The organism is Neobacillus vireti (assembly GCF_036962465.1).
GTDB lineage: Bacteria > Bacillota > Bacilli > Bacillales > Cytobacillaceae > Neobacillus > Neobacillus vireti_B.
Window position 1 is genome coordinate 127,804 of sequence record NZ_JBALNF010000002.1, and the last position, 16,562, is coordinate 144,365.

At 38.0% G+C, this 16,562-nt stretch carries 21 protein-coding genes; 6 read left to right on the plus strand and 15 right to left on the minus strand.

The genetic code is table 11. The features are described from left to right. Positions 1-157: 157 nt before the first annotated feature. The 8 genes from V7077_RS01210 to V7077_RS01245 form a co-directional block, all read right to left on the minus strand. Positions 158-592 carry a BrxA/BrxB family bacilliredoxin gene (locus tag V7077_RS01210; protein ID WP_335498017.1) on the minus strand — a complete coding sequence of 145 codons (435 nt, stop codon included), beginning with the start codon at positions 590-592 and terminating at the stop codon, positions 158-160. 59 nt (positions 593-651) lie between these two features. Next, positions 652-1,785 (minus strand): conserved virulence factor C family protein, encoded by a 1,134-nt coding sequence (locus V7077_RS01215; protein ID WP_335498097.1) that lies wholly within the window; start codon positions 1,783-1,785, stop codon positions 652-654. A 111-nt stretch (positions 1,786-1,896) separates the two neighbouring features. Continuing rightward, positions 1,897-3,786 carry an ABC-F family ATP-binding cassette domain-containing protein gene (locus V7077_RS01220; protein WP_335498019.1) on the minus strand — a complete coding sequence of 630 codons (1,890 nt, stop codon included), beginning with the start codon at positions 3,784-3,786 and terminating at the stop codon, positions 1,897-1,899. After that, positions 3,783-4,403, minus strand: a complete 621-nt coding sequence (locus V7077_RS01225) for an HD domain-containing protein (RefSeq protein WP_335498098.1) — start codon at positions 4,401-4,403, stop codon at positions 3,783-3,785. Before V7077_RS01225 ends, V7077_RS01220 begins: the two co-directional genes overlap by 4 nt. 103 nt (positions 4,404-4,506) lie before the next feature. Next, a complete protein-coding gene (locus V7077_RS01230) occupies positions 4,507-4,662 on the minus strand; it encodes a hypothetical protein (RefSeq protein ID WP_180960284.1) in 156 nt (51 codons plus the stop codon). A gap of 57 nt (positions 4,663-4,719) precedes the next feature. Then, the gene (locus V7077_RS01235; protein ID WP_335498020.1) at positions 4,720-5,568 is read right to left on the minus strand and encodes a DegV family protein; all 849 of its coding nucleotides are present in this window, start codon (positions 5,566-5,568) and stop codon (positions 4,720-4,722) included. A 137-nt stretch (positions 5,569-5,705) separates the two neighbouring features. Beyond that, positions 5,706-6,215, minus strand: coding sequence for a hypothetical protein (locus V7077_RS01240; protein ID WP_335498021.1), 510 nt, complete (start codon positions 6,213-6,215; stop codon positions 5,706-5,708). A gap of 16 nt (positions 6,216-6,231) precedes the next feature. Continuing rightward, complete coding sequence (locus tag V7077_RS01245; protein WP_420489598.1) at positions 6,232-7,914, minus strand: formate--tetrahydrofolate ligase; 1,683 nt, start codon at positions 7,912-7,914, stop codon at positions 6,232-6,234. Between the two features lie 231 nt (positions 7,915-8,145). Between V7077_RS01245 and metA the strand changes: the two genes are divergently transcribed. Together metA and V7077_RS01255 are read left to right on the plus strand one after the other, a co-directional pair. Beyond that, positions 8,146-9,054: a homoserine O-acetyltransferase MetA gene (gene metA, locus V7077_RS01250; protein WP_335498024.1), complete on the plus strand. Its 909-nt coding sequence runs from the start codon at positions 8,146-8,148 to the stop codon at positions 9,052-9,054. 90 nt (positions 9,055-9,144) lie between these two features. Beyond that, complete coding sequence (locus tag V7077_RS01255) at positions 9,145-9,357, plus strand: DUF3892 domain-containing protein (RefSeq protein ID WP_335498025.1); 213 nt, start codon at positions 9,145-9,147, stop codon at positions 9,355-9,357. Positions 9,358-9,418: 61 nt separating this feature from the next. Here the strand turns inward: V7077_RS01255 and mntR are convergent, their stop codons facing one another. The 3 genes from mntR to V7077_RS01270 all read right to left on the minus strand — a co-directional run bounded on the left by mntR (position 9,419) and on the right by V7077_RS01270 (position 12,568). After that, the gene (gene mntR, locus V7077_RS01260; protein ID WP_335498026.1) at positions 9,419-9,841 is read right to left on the minus strand and encodes a transcriptional regulator MntR; all 423 of its coding nucleotides are present in this window, start codon (positions 9,839-9,841) and stop codon (positions 9,419-9,421) included. A gap of 81 nt (positions 9,842-9,922) precedes the next feature. Continuing rightward, positions 9,923-12,091 (minus strand): DNA topoisomerase III, encoded by a 2,169-nt coding sequence (locus V7077_RS01265; RefSeq protein WP_335498027.1) that lies wholly within the window; start codon positions 12,089-12,091, stop codon positions 9,923-9,925. Between the two features lie 192 nt (positions 12,092-12,283). Next, on the minus strand, positions 12,284-12,568 hold the full coding sequence (locus V7077_RS01270) for a hypothetical protein (protein ID WP_335498028.1): 285 nt from the start codon (positions 12,566-12,568) through the stop codon (positions 12,284-12,286). A gap of 268 nt (positions 12,569-12,836) precedes the next feature. Here V7077_RS01270 and cspD point away from each other — a divergent pair, with 268 nt between their 5' ends. Next, positions 12,837-13,037 (plus strand): cold-shock protein CspD, encoded by a 201-nt coding sequence (cspD, locus tag V7077_RS01275; protein WP_071459908.1) that lies wholly within the window; start codon positions 12,837-12,839, stop codon positions 13,035-13,037. A gap of 57 nt (positions 13,038-13,094) precedes the next feature. On the opposite strand, the gene V7077_RS01280 is transcribed toward cspD, so the two are convergent. Both V7077_RS01280 and V7077_RS01285 read right to left on the minus strand, forming a co-directional pair. Further along, the gene (locus V7077_RS01280; RefSeq protein ID WP_335498029.1) at positions 13,095-13,280 is read right to left on the minus strand and encodes a zinc-finger domain-containing protein; all 186 of its coding nucleotides are present in this window, start codon (positions 13,278-13,280) and stop codon (positions 13,095-13,097) included. An 18-nt stretch (positions 13,281-13,298) separates the two neighbouring features. Continuing rightward, on the minus strand, positions 13,299-13,955 hold the full coding sequence (locus V7077_RS01285) for a reverse transcriptase-like protein (protein ID WP_335498030.1): 657 nt from the start codon (positions 13,953-13,955) through the stop codon (positions 13,299-13,301). Between the two features lie 187 nt (positions 13,956-14,142). On the opposite strand from V7077_RS01285, the gene V7077_RS01290 reads away from it, so the two are divergent. Continuing rightward, on the plus strand, positions 14,143-14,547 hold the full coding sequence (locus V7077_RS01290) for a reverse transcriptase-like protein (RefSeq protein ID WP_335498031.1): 405 nt from the start codon (positions 14,143-14,145) through the stop codon (positions 14,545-14,547). An 11-nt stretch (positions 14,548-14,558) separates the two neighbouring features. Further along, complete coding sequence (locus V7077_RS01295) at positions 14,559-15,479, plus strand: DMT family transporter (protein WP_335498032.1); 921 nt, start codon at positions 14,559-14,561, stop codon at positions 15,477-15,479. 37 nt (positions 15,480-15,516) lie between these two features. Here V7077_RS01295 and V7077_RS01300 read toward each other — a convergent pair whose 3' ends face one another. Both V7077_RS01300 and V7077_RS01305 read right to left on the minus strand, forming a co-directional pair. Beyond that, positions 15,517-15,786 carry a DUF6123 family protein gene (locus tag V7077_RS01300; protein ID WP_335498033.1) on the minus strand — a complete coding sequence of 90 codons (270 nt, stop codon included), beginning with the start codon at positions 15,784-15,786 and terminating at the stop codon, positions 15,517-15,519. Between the two features lie 35 nt (positions 15,787-15,821). Beyond that, positions 15,822-16,313, minus strand: coding sequence for a divergent PAP2 family protein (locus V7077_RS01305; RefSeq protein ID WP_335498099.1), 492 nt, complete (start codon positions 16,311-16,313; stop codon positions 15,822-15,824). 83 nt (positions 16,314-16,396) lie between these two features. On the opposite strand from V7077_RS01305, the gene sspL reads away from it, so the two are divergent. Beyond that, positions 16,397-16,537: a small, acid-soluble spore protein L gene (gene sspL / locus V7077_RS01310; RefSeq protein ID WP_215043024.1), complete on the plus strand. Its 141-nt coding sequence runs from the start codon at positions 16,397-16,399 to the stop codon at positions 16,535-16,537. The last annotated feature ends 25 nt before the right edge of the window (positions 16,538-16,562 follow it).

Sequence of the window (16,562 nt, forward strand, 5' to 3'; positions counted from 1 at the left end):
CCGGGGAGCCTCCTCGGCGCACTTGCGCCTGCGGGGTCTCCCCTGCCCCGTACTCCCGCAGGAGTCTTCGCCGCCTTCCGCTCCAATCAACATGCTAAAAATCAAATATAACCTTTACACAGCCAAAATAAAAAAAGGATGTCTACCGACATCCCGTTTAGCAATGAGCTTCAAATGCCCCCAATAGATTTTGCATGACTGCTTCCATCGGCATGCCTTCAATATCATGTCTAGGAATAAAATGTACCACTTGTTTATCTTTTAGTAATGCCATAGATGGTGATGAAGGTTCGATTCCCTCAAAGTACTCACGCATTTTAGCAGTTGCTTCTTTATCCTGTCCTGCAAAAACGGTAACTAAATGTTCTGGTTTTTTCTCGCTATTTAACACAGCTTGGGTTGCTGCAGGCCGAGCTAAGCCAGCGGCACAGCCGCATACAGAATTGACGACAACCAGTGTTGTACCGTTAGTATTTTCTATAAAACCTTCTACCTCTTCCGCTGTTTTTAATTCCTCAAAGCCTGCTCTCGTTAATTCTTCCCGCATAGGTAATACCATTTGTTTCATATATTCTTCATAAGCATTTGACATTTACATTCACTCCATTTCTTCTCCATATAGAATACTATAATCATGGCTAATTTACAAAATTACTGGTCTGACTTTCGTGCCTCCGTCATCTGTCTCCAGACAGAGCCTTTCGCTTCTTCTCCGCCCTCAATTCTTTCAATTGCCATTTTGATTTGCAAGCTGACTTCAAATTCTGGGTCATTTTCGGCTTTTTTTAGGGCGGGAAGAGAATTTTCATCTCCAGCCTCATAGAGAAACATGGCTGCTCTCCAACGCACAAGCTTGCTTTTATCTGTCAATGCGTTTGCCATTTCCTCAGCTGCCTCTGGGAATCCCAAATCGGATAAGCAATCACCTGCTGTTCTGCGCACGGTTACAGTTTTATCTTTTAATGCAGTATAGAGTAACGGCAGGACTTCCCGCTCCTTGATCATACCAAGATATACAGTTGCCAGTCTCCGTATGGAGGGTTTCTCATCTTGTAATGCTTTTTTTAGCATAGGTAAATCATCGAGTTCAGGGTCATCCATTTGTTCTAACAGCTGATAGCGTAACTGCCAGTCGGGATTGTTTAAATCCTCAATCGTTACCTTTCTACGGGTTTGCATTCCTTTCAAGCCAGTTGGTGCTTCGGCACTTTGCGCTTTGGAAACAAGTGCTTCTAATCGACTCTTTGGATAGGCGGCAATCAATTCCTCAACTACCTCTTGACCAATCTGATCAAAATCTCCATAACGGACGCCTTGATTTTGCCATTTACGCAAAAGAATATAATTATCTTCAGGCAGCTGCGCCCGTTCTCTTGCTTGTAAAAAATAATCTGGCATTCCAAATCTTCGTTCCGTCGAACTATCAGTCAATTTGACCTGAAGAGGAATGTCTTTAAACATTTGAATTTCTACCTTAATTTCTCCAAAATGTTCGTCCAGCTTATTTAAATTAACAGTCTCCGCTGTTTTTTCACCAAACGCCTGGCGGACTTGAGGTAATAAATCCTTCCAATCATATTTGGCATTACGCTCCACTGCCAGAAAATCAGCAACATGGTATACCCCTTTAATCCCCTCAATTTGGAGGATAGCTTGAATAATTAGGGGTGCCTCTGCCATTGTTTCTTTTTTATAATTATGGCTTTTGCCCATTGGAAGTTCTTGATCTAATATGATTTTCATTGTATTTGGACTTGGTGTTGGTTCAATCGCCTTAATATTCAATACAATCACCTAATTCCTCTGTTTTCTTTTTTCAAGTTTAACATAATGTCAATATTCTATTCATTTGATTTGCTTTCATAAAAAAGGAGTACGTCACCAAGACGTACCCTTCTACTCTTGTTCGGCTATTTCGGCCAAATACGACCAGCGTTCAATTAAATACTCAAGCTTTTCGTTTAATTCTTTTTCTTGTTTCATTAATTCCTGAGCTTTTGTGAAATCACTGCCTGTCTTAGCCATTTCAGCACCCACTTCTTCGAGTTTTGCCTCTGTATGGGCAATCACATCGTCAATTTCCTCCCATTCTTTTTTCTCCTTAAACGTTAACCGCTTCTTTTTTTCCTTTTCTGGAGCTTTAGAGGTAGGAATTGGCTTGGTTGCTGTTTTCTGTCCTTGAAGTGCATTTTCTTTTTCAAGATATTCGCTGTAATTTCCATAAAACGAGTCAATTTTCCCTTCCCCACGAAGAACGAGCAGCTGTTCTGCCACTTTGTCGAGAAAATAACGATCATGGGAAACTGTAATCACAACCCCTGGGAAATCTTCGAGATAGTCCTCTAGAACCGTTAGAGTTTGTGTATCTAAATCATTAGTAGGCTCGTCCAGCAAAAGGACATTAGGTGCCATCATTAATAGCTTTAACAGGTAAAGACGCCGTTTTTCTCCACCGGATAATTTCCGAATCGGAGTCCCGTGAGTAAAAGGAGGAAAAAGAAACCGTTCAAGCATTTGTGCAGCGGAAATGGTCTTACCATCTGAAGTCTCTACAACCTCAGCTGTCTCTTTAATATATTCTATCATCCGCTTATTTTCATCCATATCCTCGCTTTCCTGGGTATAATAGCTGAGCTTCACCGTTTGCCCGATAATAAAATCTCCCTCATCCAGCGGCAGCTTCTGAGCTAATATATTTAATAAGGTTGATTTACCGGCACCATTTTTACCAATGATACCAATCCGGTCTCCCGGCTTTACCAATAAATCAAAATGATTTAAAATGACTTTTTGCTCATAGCGCTTCGATGCATCCTTTAGCTCAAAAACCTGCTTGCCAAGACGGCTTCCATTTAATGATATATCCAATTTTTCACCAGAAGGCTTTCCGCTTGAAAGCTTATCATCAAGTTCTTCAAAACGCTGAATTCTTGCTTTTTGTTTTGTTGATCTCGCCTGAGCACCTCTTCTAATCCATTCCAACTCTCTGCGAAATAGGTTTTTATTTTTTTCATAGGTTGCTGCTTCGTTTTCCTCACGAATTGCTTTAGCTTCCAAAAAGGCAGCATAGTTACCTTTATAACTGTAGAGATTGCCGCCATCTAATTCAAACATTCGGTTGGCAACCCGGTCTAAAAAGTATCGGTCATGCGTAACAAGCAAGATCGAACCATTATACCTGCTTAAGTAATCTTCCAACCACTTAACAGAATCAAAATCCAAATGGTTAGTGGGTTCATCGAGAATTAATAAATCCGGCTCAGCAATTAATACTTGCGCAAGAGCGACACGTTTTTTTTGTCCTCCGGAAAGTTCGCCAATTTTCCTCGTAAAATCCTCAATTCCTAATTTCATTAAAATGGACTTAGCATTTGTGCTGGCATCCCAGGCATCTAATGCATCCATTTGCCTTTGTAATTGAAATAGCTCTTCTTGTACCTTTGGGTCATTTGGCAAGCTATTTAATTTTAATAGAGTTTGTTCGTATCCGCGCATCAATTTTAGGATCGGTGCATCGCCTCGGAAGACTTGTTCCAGTACTGTACTATCTGAATCTAATTCGGGTTGCTGGTCTAAAAATGAGATGGAATAATCTTTAGGAGAAACTAACTTTCCGTCGTCAGGTGCATCTAATCCTGCAATGATTTTTAATAAGGAGGATTTACCCGTCCCATTAATGCCAATTAATCCGACCCGCTCCTTCTCACTAATTGTAAAAGTAATATGGTCAAAGAGCTGTTTCTCTCCATATGTTTTTGAAACATTTTCTACTGTGAACATCTTCATAAATCTTGTCCATCCCATTCTTGATAAAATTGTTCTAAAAAGTTAAGCATCATTTGCTGACGCTTCTCTGCCATTTTTCTAGCTGTGTCTGTATTTAATAAATCCTTTAATTTCAATAATTTTTCATAAAAATGATGAATACTAGTGGATTTTCCTTTTCGATACTCTTCCAGGGTCATTTCTTCCCTTACTTTAACAGTTGGGTCATAGATGGACTGGCCTTTTTTACCTCCATAAGCGAATGCTCTCGCAATCCCAATCGCCCCGATGGCATCTAAACGGTCAGCATCTTGTACAATTTTTGCTTCCATTGTTTTAAGCTCCGTTTTCTGGCCTCCTTTATATGATATGGAGTTGATGATTTCTTCGATGTGACCTTTAGCTTCATCGGTAATCATTATTTTATTAAAAAAGGAATCCAGTTTAGCTCTGCCCAGTTCACTGGTTTTGTTTAATTTTTCGTCAGGTATATCATGGAGGAGCGCAGCCATTTCAATAATAAACGGGTCTCCTGTTTTTTCATGCTTGCAGATATGTAAGGCATTCCGCCGGACACGATCGACATGATACCAATCATGTCCAGTAGCATCTTCACCCAGTTCCTTTCGGACAAACATTTCCGCTTGTTCAATTAATAAGACCTTCAATATCAAGCACCTGCCTTCACCTTTGTTATTTTAACATGAATGGCAAACAAAAAATAACCCCGATGTTTCGAGGTTATTTTTTGTTTGCCTGACGGCCGCTTTTTTTCTGACTTTGTGATTTATTGTTGCCAATTTGAAACTCACTGCCTAATTCAACATCATTGCTAATATCCTGCTTTTCAATTTGTTCTCTTGTCTGGTTTGCATTTTGTCTTCCTTGCTTACTCAAGTGAACACCCCCTATCATGATGACTGACAATTATAGTATGTCCAATTTAGGGAGTCGTTATTTTAATCCATTAAACCAACTAATCCCAATGGTGTTTTCCCCAGCATGAACGCCAATGACAGCACCTAGTGGACAGCTAATAATCTTAACTTCCGGATAATCCGACTGAAGTTCAAGCTGCCAAGTTTTGGCTTGTTCGTCATGTAAACCATACAATAGGTATACCTCTTTAAACTGGTTTTGCTCATAAGCTAATCGAAAATAATCGAAAATTTTTTCTTTCGCCCTTTTCTCACCTCTCACTTTTTCTTTCACACGGAGTGCACCAGCTTCAATTGAAATAATCGGTTTAACCTGGAGCATGCTTCCTAGAAAAAATTGCAGTCCAGTCATTCTCCCGCCTCGGTGCAGCTGCTCTAAACTTCCTACAAGTACATAAGTCTCGCAGGTGTCTCGCAGGTGTTCAAGTTTTTCTATCATCGAGTCAATACTATGACCAGTCCCTATAAGTTCCATCCCCTTTTTGATTAACACGGACATTGGATAAGTAAGGATGTGCGAATCAAAAATAGTTACCGGAATATCGACAAGGGAGGCAGCCTGCTTACTCGAAGAGACCGTTCCGCTAAGCTTTCCCGAAACGAGAATGGTTACTATTTCATCATATTCATTTGATAATTGTTCATATAAGGATTGAAAAGAACCAATCGATGGTTGTGAGGTTAACGGTGGGCTTTTTAATTCCTTTAATCGGCCAAATAACTCGTTTGAGGTTAAGTCTACTCCATCAGAATATTCTACCCCATCCAATAAAACAGTTAATGGGATCGTATATAAATCTGGATGGTTTTGTAACTCATCATCTAAATAGGCTGTACTATCGGTTACCCATGCGGTCTTAACCAAAGTCATCTCCCCTTATGATTAGTATGAGGTCATAATATCACATTACTTTAACTGTACCTTTTAATCGGAATATTGTAAATATTATAACAGCAAAATAACCAGCTCCCGTATTGCTGGTTATTTTTATAATGAATGATCTAATTGTCAAATCGCATAAGTGTGGTAATCATAAAATTAATCATCTCAACTAAATCTTCCATATGGTCCTCGGTAATCAAACGTCCAAATTCCACTACAAGAATCGTTATTATTTTTTTGTCTCCGTCTAAAGGGTGAGATTGACTAATAAGTGATATGTCTCGAGATTCTCCCCATATATCGAGAAGGATGTTTTTTAGTAAAACATAATCAGGAGCTTGTTCATGTTCAAGTAAAAATTCAAGTCTAACATAGCATCCAGCATGTTCTTCGGTTTGAACGGAAGGTAAAAGCTCGGCTGCTAGATTGATCAATGGGGAGTTCAATTCCACTTTAGCCAAACTTATCCCATCCTGTAATCGAAAAGATAAATTAAAGAGGCGGGACATTTGGGCTAAATTGATTACATCATTTCGGTCAGTGATGATAAGGTCACCCTTTATGTCTAGATCATATAGGGCCCCTTCTATCACTACCTTCATATTATCAAAGGCTGTTGGGTCAAACATTTTGTTCTCGACTCCTTTAGAAAAGCCCTAGAGCATTCCCTTTATCATCCACATCCATATTTAATGCTGCGGGCTTTTTAGGAAGTCCCGGCATAGTCATGACATCACCAGTTAATGCCACGATAAAGCCTGCTCCAATAGAAGGCTTTAGTTCCCTTATTGTTACAATAAAATCAGTTGGCCTGCCGAGCTTGGAAGGATCATCCGAAAGTGAATATTGTGACTTAGCCATGCAAACAGGTAAATGGGCCCAGCCGAATCTTTCAAACTCAACTAATTGTTTTTTCGCTTTTGGTGAAAATTCTACGTCCTTCCCGCCGTAAACAGTTTTGACAATGGTTCTAATTTTTTGTTCGATTGAATCAGAAAGTTCATATAGCGGGTGAAAATGATTTTCTTCTTTTTCCATGACTTTTAAGAGTGTTTGTGCTAAGTCAACACCGCCTTCTCCGCCTTTTTCCCATACTTCAGTTAAGGCACAAGGCACATTATTCCCATCACACCAGTCAAGCAATGCTTGAACCTCTAAACTTGTATCCGTAATAAATTTATTGATGGCAACCACGAGCGGAAGACCAAAACTTTTAATTGTTTCGATGTGTTTCTGTAAATTTCCAAAGCCGCGCGTTAGGGCTGAGATATTTTCGCTTGCTAAATCTTTTTTTTCTACACCACCATGCATTTTCAAAGCACGAATAGTCGCTACTATCACAACCGCTTCAGGTTTAATTCTGGCACTCCTTGTTTTAATATGTAAAAATTTCTCTGCTCCTAAATCCGCCCCAAAGCCTCCTTCGGTGATAACATAATCTGCTAACTTTTGAGCTGCTTTTGTGGCAATAACACTATTGCACCCATGTGCGATATTGGCAAAGGGTCCCCCGTGAATAAGTGCTGGCGTATACTCAATGGTTTGGACAAGATTTGGTTTAACAGCGTCTTTTAACAATAACGCTAATGCCCCTTCAACAGCTAGATCTCCTACTGTAATAGGTTCTTTATTAACATTATAGGCAACAACCATTCGTGATAGCCGTAATTTCAAATCCTTTAAGTCCGCTGCTAAACATAGAACCGCCATAATTTCAGAGGCAACCGTAATATCGAAACCATCTTCGCGGGGAACGCCTTGCAGAGGTCCGCCAAGTCCAATAATCACTTTTCTTAAGGCGCGATCATTTAAGTCTAATGCCCGTTTCCAAACGATTCTGCGCTGATCTATATTTAACTGATTACCTTGCTGCAGATGGTTATCGATTAATGCAGCCAGTGCATTGTTTGCTGTCGTAATGGCGTGAATGTCTCCAGTAAAATGGAGATTAATGTCCTCCATCGGAAGAACTTGAGAATAACCGCCGCCAGTTGCCCCGCCTTTTATTCCCATCGTTGGTCCAAGCGAGGGCTCACGCATTGCAATCATTACCCTTTTACCAAGTCTAGTAAAGGCATCACCAAGACCGACTGTAACAGTAGATTTCCCTTCACCAGCCGGAGTTGGATTAATGGATGTGACAAGTATAATTTTTCCATCTTTATTTGTTTTGATTTTATTTAGTGCCTCATTAGAAATTTTTGCTTTATATTTCCCATAAAGCTCTAAATCATTTTCTATTAGCCCAATTTTCTCTCCAATCTCGACAATCGGTTTCATTTTGGATGCTTGTGCAATTTCAATGTCTGACTTCACTGAAGATTTCATCGTCACGTATATCCCCCGCATTAAGTATGTATTTTTCATTGCACTACCATTGTACCAAATAAGTTTTTTTTATTCCGATGATTATTATATCGAAATTAGTACCTTTCCTGAATTTATAATAATGTTTATAATGTAATTATCGAATTTTTTTAATATTCAAAGACTCTATCGGCGCAGGTTATTAATAAATATACCTTAAATATGTGTGGATTTTAGAAAGGGGACGGTCACTTGCCTATTAACATACCAAAGCAATTGCCTGCAAGAGAGATACTTGAGCAGGAAAATATTTTTATTATGGATGATGAGAGGGCAATCAGCCAAGATATCAGGCCTTTAAATATCTTAATATTAAATCTTATGCCTGAAAAAGAAAAAGCTGAAACGCAATTATTGAGATTATTAGGAAACTCACCTTTACAAGTGAATGTTAATTTTTTAAAAACCAATTCCTATGAATCAACTCATACTAGTAAACAGCATTTGCAGCAGTTTTACACCACTTTTCCAGAAATTAATAATTTAAAGTTTGACGGAATGATTATTACTGGAGCACCGGTAGAGTTATTAGAATTCGAACAAGTAAAATATTGGTCTGAACTAAAGGAGATCATGGATTGGGCCGATCAACATGTCACCTCTACCTTACACATTTGTTGGGGGGCACAGGCAGCACTTTACTATTATTATGGAATTGGTAAATTTGAGTTAGACCGCAAATGTTCCGGTATTTATCCTCATCAAATTTTTGAACAAAATGATATATTATTGAGAGGATTTGACGATCAATTTTATGCACCACATTCACGTTATACCGATGTTGCAATTGATTCGATTATGAAAAATCCGGAATTAAAATTATTGGCTGCATCAGAAGCTGCGGGGGCGTTATTGATTTCTTCGAGAAATCGTAAGCATGTCATGGTAACCGGTCATTTGGAATATGACTCCGATTCATTAGCACAGGAATATGAAAGGGACTTAAAGAAAGGCCTTGAGATTCATATGCCAGAAAATTATTTTCCTAACAATGACCCAACACAACCACCAATCAATCGCTGGCGATCACATGGTCACTTGTTCTTCTCTAATTGGCTGAATTATTATGTATACCAAGAAACTCCTTTTTCTTGGAGTTAAAAACACCGGCCACCCGGTGTTTTTTTTATCATTAATTAGGGTTTATAAATTAAGCCAATGACCAATAATACGTGGGAAAGGAGTGTTCCTATGGAAATTATTACTGCCGTCCATCGAAATCATTCAGGTGTGATTATTAATTTTGTTACTTCCGAAGGCCGTGTCATATCGTATCGAAAAGCCTTAATGGATGTAGAACAAGGTCTAATTCGAGGCATTCAGACATTTAAGGATACAAATGGAAGATTGTCTCTCATGCCGGAATTTGAACTATCCTTTGATCGTTACCCCAATTTATTTTGAAAGCACCTAGCTTGATATCGCTAGGTGCTTTCGATTTGCTTCTTAACATGATAAATCCATTCTATTCATGTTCATTTAGTTTCTGAATTTCCTTTAACGCCTCAATTCTATTCTCGTCATCTTCAAAGAACTGAACAAGATCACCAATACGATCAATAGAGTCCCAGCTTAAATGATGTTCGATCCCTTCAACATCATGATAAATGTTTTCATCCTTTACCCCAATAATTTTGAGGAATTGTTCAAGTAGTTCATGTCTAAAAACTAGGCGTTTACCAATCTTATTACCCTTGGGGGTTAAGCTAAGTCCTCTGTATTTTTCATAAACTAAATATTCATCTTTATCAAGCTTTTGCACCATTTTAGTAACTGAGGAGGGATGGACAGACAGCGCTTCGGCAATATCCGATACCCGAGCGTATCCTTTTTCTTCAATCAAAATATATATTTGTTCAATATAATCTTCCATACTAGGTGTTGGCATCCCTTAACCTCCAAAAAAATACTCTTCTAAAAGTTTACTATATTAAAAAATGAGTGACAAGGTTCTTTATAGCGGCAGTAATTATTTTACGGCAGTTTCCTCGAATAAAAATTTTATCCTTTTTTCCTGTTCATCAAGGAATAGCTTGGCATTAAAGGTTTTTTCTTTATTCGTAAATCCTTCGATTAGATCTGTTTTTTCACCGGACAGCAACAGTTTTACATTTTTCTGAGTAATATTTTTGCCAAGGATTTTTTTAGAAATCGTAAAATTACACTGATTTTTTTTATAATTACTGCAGCCATAAAAGGTGCCTTTATCTACGATATCTCCATCACATTTCTTACAAGGCCCTAATTTAGTTGCAGTTCTTCTTTTTCCTTTTTGTTTTCCCGGAGTGAAGTTTTGCGTGAGTTCATCAGAAAAAGCCCAGTTCGCTGATTGGTTCCTGCTAGATGAAATTAAATGGAGGACCATTTTTTTCGTTTGTTCCATAAAATGCTTTGGTACGGCAGATCCTTCCGATATTTCCTTTAGTTTTTGCTCCCACTTTGCTGTCATTTCTGGTGAAGCGAGAATTTCTTGACCAATCGCTTCGATTAATATTTTAGCTTTGGCAGTTGCATAAACTACATTCTTTTTCACTTCAATATATAAACGGTCCTTTAGCATGGTGATAATCCCGGCTCTTGTCGCTTCCGTCCCTAAGCCTTCCGTTTTCGTAAGGATTTTCTCAAGTTCTTTATCATCTATATGTTTTCCAGCAGTTTTCATCAAGGTAATGAGCTGACCTTCTGTATAACGTTTTGGCGGCTGTGTTTGACTTTCTTTAACATCCACCTTAACAGTTTTCCCCTGCTCCCCTGCAGTCAGCGCAGGCAATTCAGGCTCTTCATCTCGTTCCTTGTGGTTTAAAACTTTTCGCCACCCCTCTTCAAGCTGTACCTTTCCTTTAGAGATAAACGACGCCCTGCCATCGACAAGTGTGGTAACCGTAGTATATTCCGAAATAGACTTATTATAATGAGCAGCAATCAAACTTGTAACAATTAAATCATAAATTTTTCGTTCATCTGAACTAAGTCTATCTAAATATGGAATTTGTTCTGTCGGTATGATTGCATAGTGGTCGGTTACCTTTTTTTCATTTACATATCGTTTGTTATCTGCAATTGATGCAATCGGCAGAGGGAAATAACTTTGATAATCTTTTATATGACTTAATCGATTTAATATATCAGGGAAAGTATTTGCCTCTTCTTTCGTAACATATCGCGAATCGGAGCGTGGATAGGATACATACCCTTTTTGATAAAGTTTCTGCAGAATATCTAACGTGTTTTTTGGTGAGAATTTATACCGTTTATTGGCTTCAGCCTGTAAAGCTGAAAGATTATATAAGAGCGGTGGTAAAAATTCCTTTCTTTCGGAAAGTACTTCCGCGACTTCAGCTAGCTTGTCGCGGCAAAAGGCAGCTACTTTTTCTGCCATCTCCTTATTCTTCACGCGCGACTCCCCATCGTTCTGCCATTTCCCATTGTATTTCTTTCCATTTATAGAAAATTGAGCGATGACCTCCCAAAACGGCTCTGACTTAAAACTTTCAATCTCTATTTCTCGTTTCACAATAAGAGCTAAGGTTGGAGTTTGGACCCTGCCAACAGAAAATACATCTGAGAATCCTTTTTGCTGAAGCAGCAAGCTATAAAGCCTTGAGCCATTCATCCCGACAATCCAATCCGCACATGCACGAGTATAGGCCTCAAAGTATAAGCTTTTTGTCTCCTGTTCATCCAATAATTTATTAAACCCTTCTCTGATAGCATTTGCTGTTAATGAGGAGATCCAAAGTCGTTTCATTGGTTTTTTGCAGTTTGTCATGCGCAGGATATTTCGGATAATTAATTCACCTTCACGCCCGGCATCACCAGCATGAATAATCTCCGTTACATTTGGATCAGATACTAGTTTTTTTATAACCGCAAATTGCTTTGCCTTATCTTTTGTTACCTCATATTGAAATTGATCAGGTATGATCGGCAGCGTGTCCAAAGACCATTTTTTCCAACCAGGTTCATACTTCTCAGGGGCGACGAGTTGACATAGATGTCCAATTGCCCAGGTAACAAATGCACCATTAGGAAATGTTTCATTCGGAAATATTTCAATAAATCCGCTTTGTTTTTTATGTTTAAATATTGAGGCTAAGGTTGAACCTTGATCGGGTTTTTCAGCAATAATTAATTTCATCTTAATTTGCTCCTTTTTAAAGCATCCCTGATTCATTTTCCCACTACAAATCTATTTTTGTAAAGGTAAAAAATAAGGCTGAATTGAATCAGTCCCAAAAAAGCAAATTTTCTTTGTGTATTTATAAAAGTCTGAAAAATCAAAAAGAACCCGCCGAATCATGGCAGGTTTCATACAGTCGCTTCTAGTGTACTATTTAATTGGCTTAAAAGAATCCTGTTCTTGAACATACCAATTTTCTTCTGGAACTATATTAGAGACAGTTAAAATGAATGAGGGAATACGCTCCACATCAAAAACAATAGCTCCAATTTTCTTAGTAAACATGATAAAGGCACTCCCATGGGAAAATCCAGCTAAAGTCTTTCCAATATGCAGCAAAGACATGAGTATAGCTTGCTTTTCATCCGCTTCTATTAAAACTTGTGGTGAAAATCTTAAAATCCATTCTTCTCCATCAATAGAAAATCGGTACATGGGCTCCCCCTACCTCATATGACAAAGTTATTATTAAAACATATGAGGAAGAGCCTATGTTTTATTCATCAAAGAATTATATTCCTATTTATTAATAAATTATTCAGAACTTATACGTTTTTTAGGAAAAACCATTTGTCATTCCTTGACTGTCCATTTTCATTATTGTATATTTAAAGCATCATGTAAGCGAATATATTTCCTGGACATGATAATATTTAACTTGGTACCTAATAGGTACCACGATAGGCTTAGGAGGAAGAAGTACATGCAAAACGGTAAAGTAAAATGGTTTAACAATGAAAAAGGTTTTGGTTTTATCGAAGTTGAAGGCGGAGACGATGTATTCGTACATTTCAGTGCAATCCAAGGCGACGGCTTCAAATCATTAGAAGAAGGTCAAGAAGTTTCTTTCGAAATCGTTGAAGGAAACCGTGGACCACAAGCTGCTAACGTAGTAAAACTATAATCATTTCTACTAACAACCATTCAAAGGCTGACGATACCGTTAGCCTTTTTAATATGCTTAATTTAATTTCTTACCATACTCGCGAAGCTGCTCGCCAACTGTACATTGAGAAATACAAAAACGATGAGCGGCTCGCCGCCCGTCTGCCTTTTTGATAAATTTATGCAAAAAGCAGCCATTGCAATATTGATTCATCAAGCCTTCTACCTGGCTTAATAATTCCTTTCTCATTGAAGGCTTCATGATGGTTAGCCACCCTCCTTATAGTATTAATGTTTTAGCAAAAATCTCTTTACCCTCTAATGCTTGAGTAGCCAATTTATCAGCTTCCTTGTTTTCCTTTCGAGGAATGACCGTGAATTTCGGATGCATTCCTAATGTCTTCATCTTTTCTTCAATTCGGTCAAGCCAGCGGTTTAGGGTTTCTTCGTAACACGGCCAATCTCCTTCAAGCTGCTTTAATACACCTTGAGAATCACCCTTAAACTCACAGGATAAATGATGTACACCTAGGTCTTCTAAGATATTTAACGCAAAATAAAATGCAGCATATTCTGCCTCATTGTTAGATTCCATTTCGTCAAATCGTTGATTTGCACGAATACGATACTTCTTTTTTCCTTGCTTAAAAAAGATAACAGCTCCAAGTCCTCCCTGGTTACTTTCTTTTTGAAAACCGCCGTCAAAAAAGACTGTTATGTCATGAGGATCTTCCTCAATTTCCGTTAGCAGTTTTTTCATTTCCTTCAAAATCCAAGATGTTCCTGCTTCATCATAAAAGTATAACTCTGTTACTTTCCCGCTGGATTCAAGCTCCTCAGCAAATTGAACTGCCAATTCACCCGTTACCCAATCGGAAGAACATTGAACCTTTTCATTGCTTTTTACTTTATATAGCCACTCAAGCTTATATTTCATTTTTTTCAGCCTTTCATGATTGTTTTCTGCGTCTTATCATCTAGCTTATTCTGTCATGGTAAAAATATCGATATTTTTATTCTGCCCACTTCTATCAAGAAAAATATTTACCTGCATGACGATAGGAAAATATGTTAAACTTTTTAATACTAAGCTGTATCATTTAACATCCGAGGAGGAAGCAGTATTGATTGAAGTCTATATTGATGGAGCAAGTGCTGGTAATCCTGGACCAAGCGGAGCCGGGATCTTTATTAAGGGAAACGGTACATCAGAAAAATATGCGATTCCGCTTGGAAACATGTCAAATCATGAAGCAGAATTTCATGCTTTTATTGAAGCACTTAACATATGTATAAAAAAAGGATTTGGCCAATCTATTGTTTCTTTTCGAACAGATTCTGAGCTTGTAAATATGTCTGTGGAAAGAGAATTTACTAAAAATAAATTGTATGCCCCTCTACTTGAAAGGGCATTACAGCTAACCAAAGACTTTGAATTATTCTTTATGAAGTGGATCCCTAGTGCCGAAAACAAAGTGGCAGATCAACTTGCTAGATTGGCAATTCAAAAAAATTACAGTGAGGAGTAAAACTAGACATCATGAAACCATCATTAATTGCCGATTTAAGCCTGCTTTTTGTTACATTAATTTGGGGGACAACTTTTGTACTAGTTCAAAATGCGATTGATTTTCTCCCTCCCTTTGCTTTTAATGGTATTCGTTTTTCATTGGCAGCCCTTCTTTTATTTTTATGCCTGCTTTTTTTTGATTTTAAACAGTTAAAACAGTTAAACTTAAAGTTAGTAGGCTCAGGAGTATTTATCGGTTTATGGCTTTTTCTTGGCTATGTAACCCAGACCCTTGGTCTCTTGTATACCACAACATCGAAGGCAGGGTTTATCACTGGACTTAGTGTTGTTTTGGTCCCACTATTCTCCATGTTTTTATTTAAACAATATCCGAGTAAAAATGCCGTCTTTGGCGTTATTGCTGCTACAATGGGTCTATTTTTATTAACGCTGGCTGATGTGTCAGGCCTAAATATTGGTGATGGTTTTGTTTTTATCTGTGCGATTAGTTTTGGTATGCATATTATTATAACCGGCAAGGTCAGCAATAAATACCCTACTCTGCTTTTAACGATTATTCAAATTTCAACAGTAGCTTTCTTATCTACATTTTCTTCTTTCTTTTTCGAGAATTGGAGGAAGTCCGTAAGAATCGAGGTCTTTGTTTCCAAGGATGTTTTAGCTGCATTAATCGTTACAAGCGTTTTTGCGACAGCAATAGCTTTTTTTATTCAAACTAATTTTCAAAAGTATACATCTACAACTAGGGTTGCGTTAATTTTTGCCATGGAGCCGGTTTTTGCCGCTCTAACAGGTTTTTTCTGGGCTCACGAACGTTTATCCATTAGTGCTCTTTTGGGTTGTATTCTAATCTTTCTGGGAATGATTTTTGCTGAGCTTCCAGCAAGGAAGCTGCCATTGTTAAGAAAAAGTAAAAGTTTGGAAAGTTAACAAGCTCCCATCTATATCAGGGAGCTTTTCTAATTAATTAAATCGCAAATAATTCATTTTCCTTCACATATTTTAATGCAGCTTTTCTCGTATTGATATTATTTGCAGTTAACATCTCGAGCAAGGCTACATAGAAACTGCCGTCAAAACGTTTTTGCGCTTTTAAAGTTATTTCGATTGCGGTATTAATCATCTCATCAGTAGCATTTGTATAATGTTTGCCGAAGAAAATAAAACCAACCGCATCGTCTTGAAAGTGAAAACCCTTCCCTCTCAAGTAGTGCAAATAATCTTCAACTGTTAACAAGGTTTAGACCAATCCTCTCCCACACATATGAACAGTTAAAATCTTAACTTAAATTTAGACAATTTTCTATCTTTTTTTGTTAAAAGGTGTCCAATAACCCCAACTAACACTCCTAAAACTGCTCCACCTACTACTTCCTCTGGTTGATGACCTAACATTTCTTTCAACTTTTTTGGGGCTTCTTGTTTATATTCCAGACTTTCTTCTTTATGAATTTTTTCAATCAAATCATTCATTGAATTTACTTTTAGTGTAAGTTCTCCTGTCTGTCTTCTGACTCCTTGCGCATCATACATAACAATTAAGCCGTAGACAAGCGAAAGTGCAAAGTCAAAGGTTGGCAATCCCCTCTGCAGTGCAATATACGTAGTCAAAGTGGAAACACCAGCAGAATGGGAACTTGGCATTCCGCCTGTTCCAAAAAACAAGTCAGGCCGCCATTCTTTCTTTTTGAAAAAATGGATGGGAATCTTAACACCTTGGGCAAGACCAATGCTAAAAAGGGCTAAATAAACACCTTTGTTCATCATATCACCTCTACCCATTATTGTTTAGAAAGTGGTGTTTTATTATTCCTAGTGGAAATACTAAAAAAGTGGAGGTGAGTGTTTTGACTAAAAAAGGTAACGCTAGTCGTGGAGTAAAAGCTCCTGGCGTAAATCCGCAAGGATATGGGCAGGATGCAGAAATGACTGAGGATCCAAAAAGCCAGTTAGAAAATAGGGCTAAGAAAAGTAATACAAAAATATAATACATCCGTCAATTGTGGGTATGAG

Coding starts and splice junctions, on each gene's coding strand:
- V7077_RS01265 (WP_335498027.1), bottom strand. CDS start 12,091: ATGAAATTAATTATTGCTGAAAAACCCGATCAAGGTTCAACCTTAGCC.
- V7077_RS01225 (WP_335498098.1), bottom strand. CDS start 4,403: ATGTTTGTCCGAAAGGAACTGGGTGAAGATGCTACTGGACATGATTGG.
- V7077_RS01280 (WP_335498029.1), bottom strand. CDS start 13,280: ATGAAGCCTTCAATGAGAAAGGAATTATTAAGCCAGGTAGAAGGCTTG.
- cspD (WP_071459908.1), top strand. CDS start 12,837: ATGCAAAACGGTAAAGTAAAATGGTTTAACAATGAAAAAGGTTTTGGT.
- V7077_RS01255 (WP_335498025.1), top strand. CDS start 9,145: ATGGAAATTATTACTGCCGTCCATCGAAATCATTCAGGTGTGATTATT.
- V7077_RS01270 (WP_335498028.1), bottom strand. CDS start 12,568: ATGTACCGATTTTCTATTGATGGAGAAGAATGGATTTTAAGATTTTCA.
- V7077_RS01210 (WP_335498017.1), bottom strand. CDS start 592: ATGTCAAATGCTTATGAAGAATATATGAAACAAATGGTATTACCTATG.
- V7077_RS01220 (WP_335498019.1), bottom strand. CDS start 3,786: ATGAAGATGTTCACAGTAGAAAATGTTTCAAAAACATATGGAGAGAAA.
- V7077_RS01240 (WP_335498021.1), bottom strand. CDS start 6,215: ATGTTTGACCCAACAGCCTTTGATAATATGAAGGTAGTGATAGAAGGG.
- V7077_RS01245 (WP_420489598.1), bottom strand. CDS start 7,914: ATGAAATCTTCAGTGAAGTCAGACATTGAAATTGCACAAGCATCCAAA.
- V7077_RS01295 (WP_335498032.1), top strand. CDS start 14,559: ATGAAACCATCATTAATTGCCGATTTAAGCCTGCTTTTTGTTACATTA.
- V7077_RS01305 (WP_335498099.1), bottom strand. CDS start 16,313: ATGAACAAAGGTGTTTATTTAGCCCTTTTTAGCATTGGTCTTGCCCAA.
- mntR (WP_335498026.1), bottom strand. CDS start 9,841: ATGCCAACACCTAGTATGGAAGATTATATTGAACAAATATATATTTTG.
- V7077_RS01285 (WP_335498030.1), bottom strand. CDS start 13,955: ATGAAATATAAGCTTGAGTGGCTATATAAAGTAAAAAGCAATGAAAAG.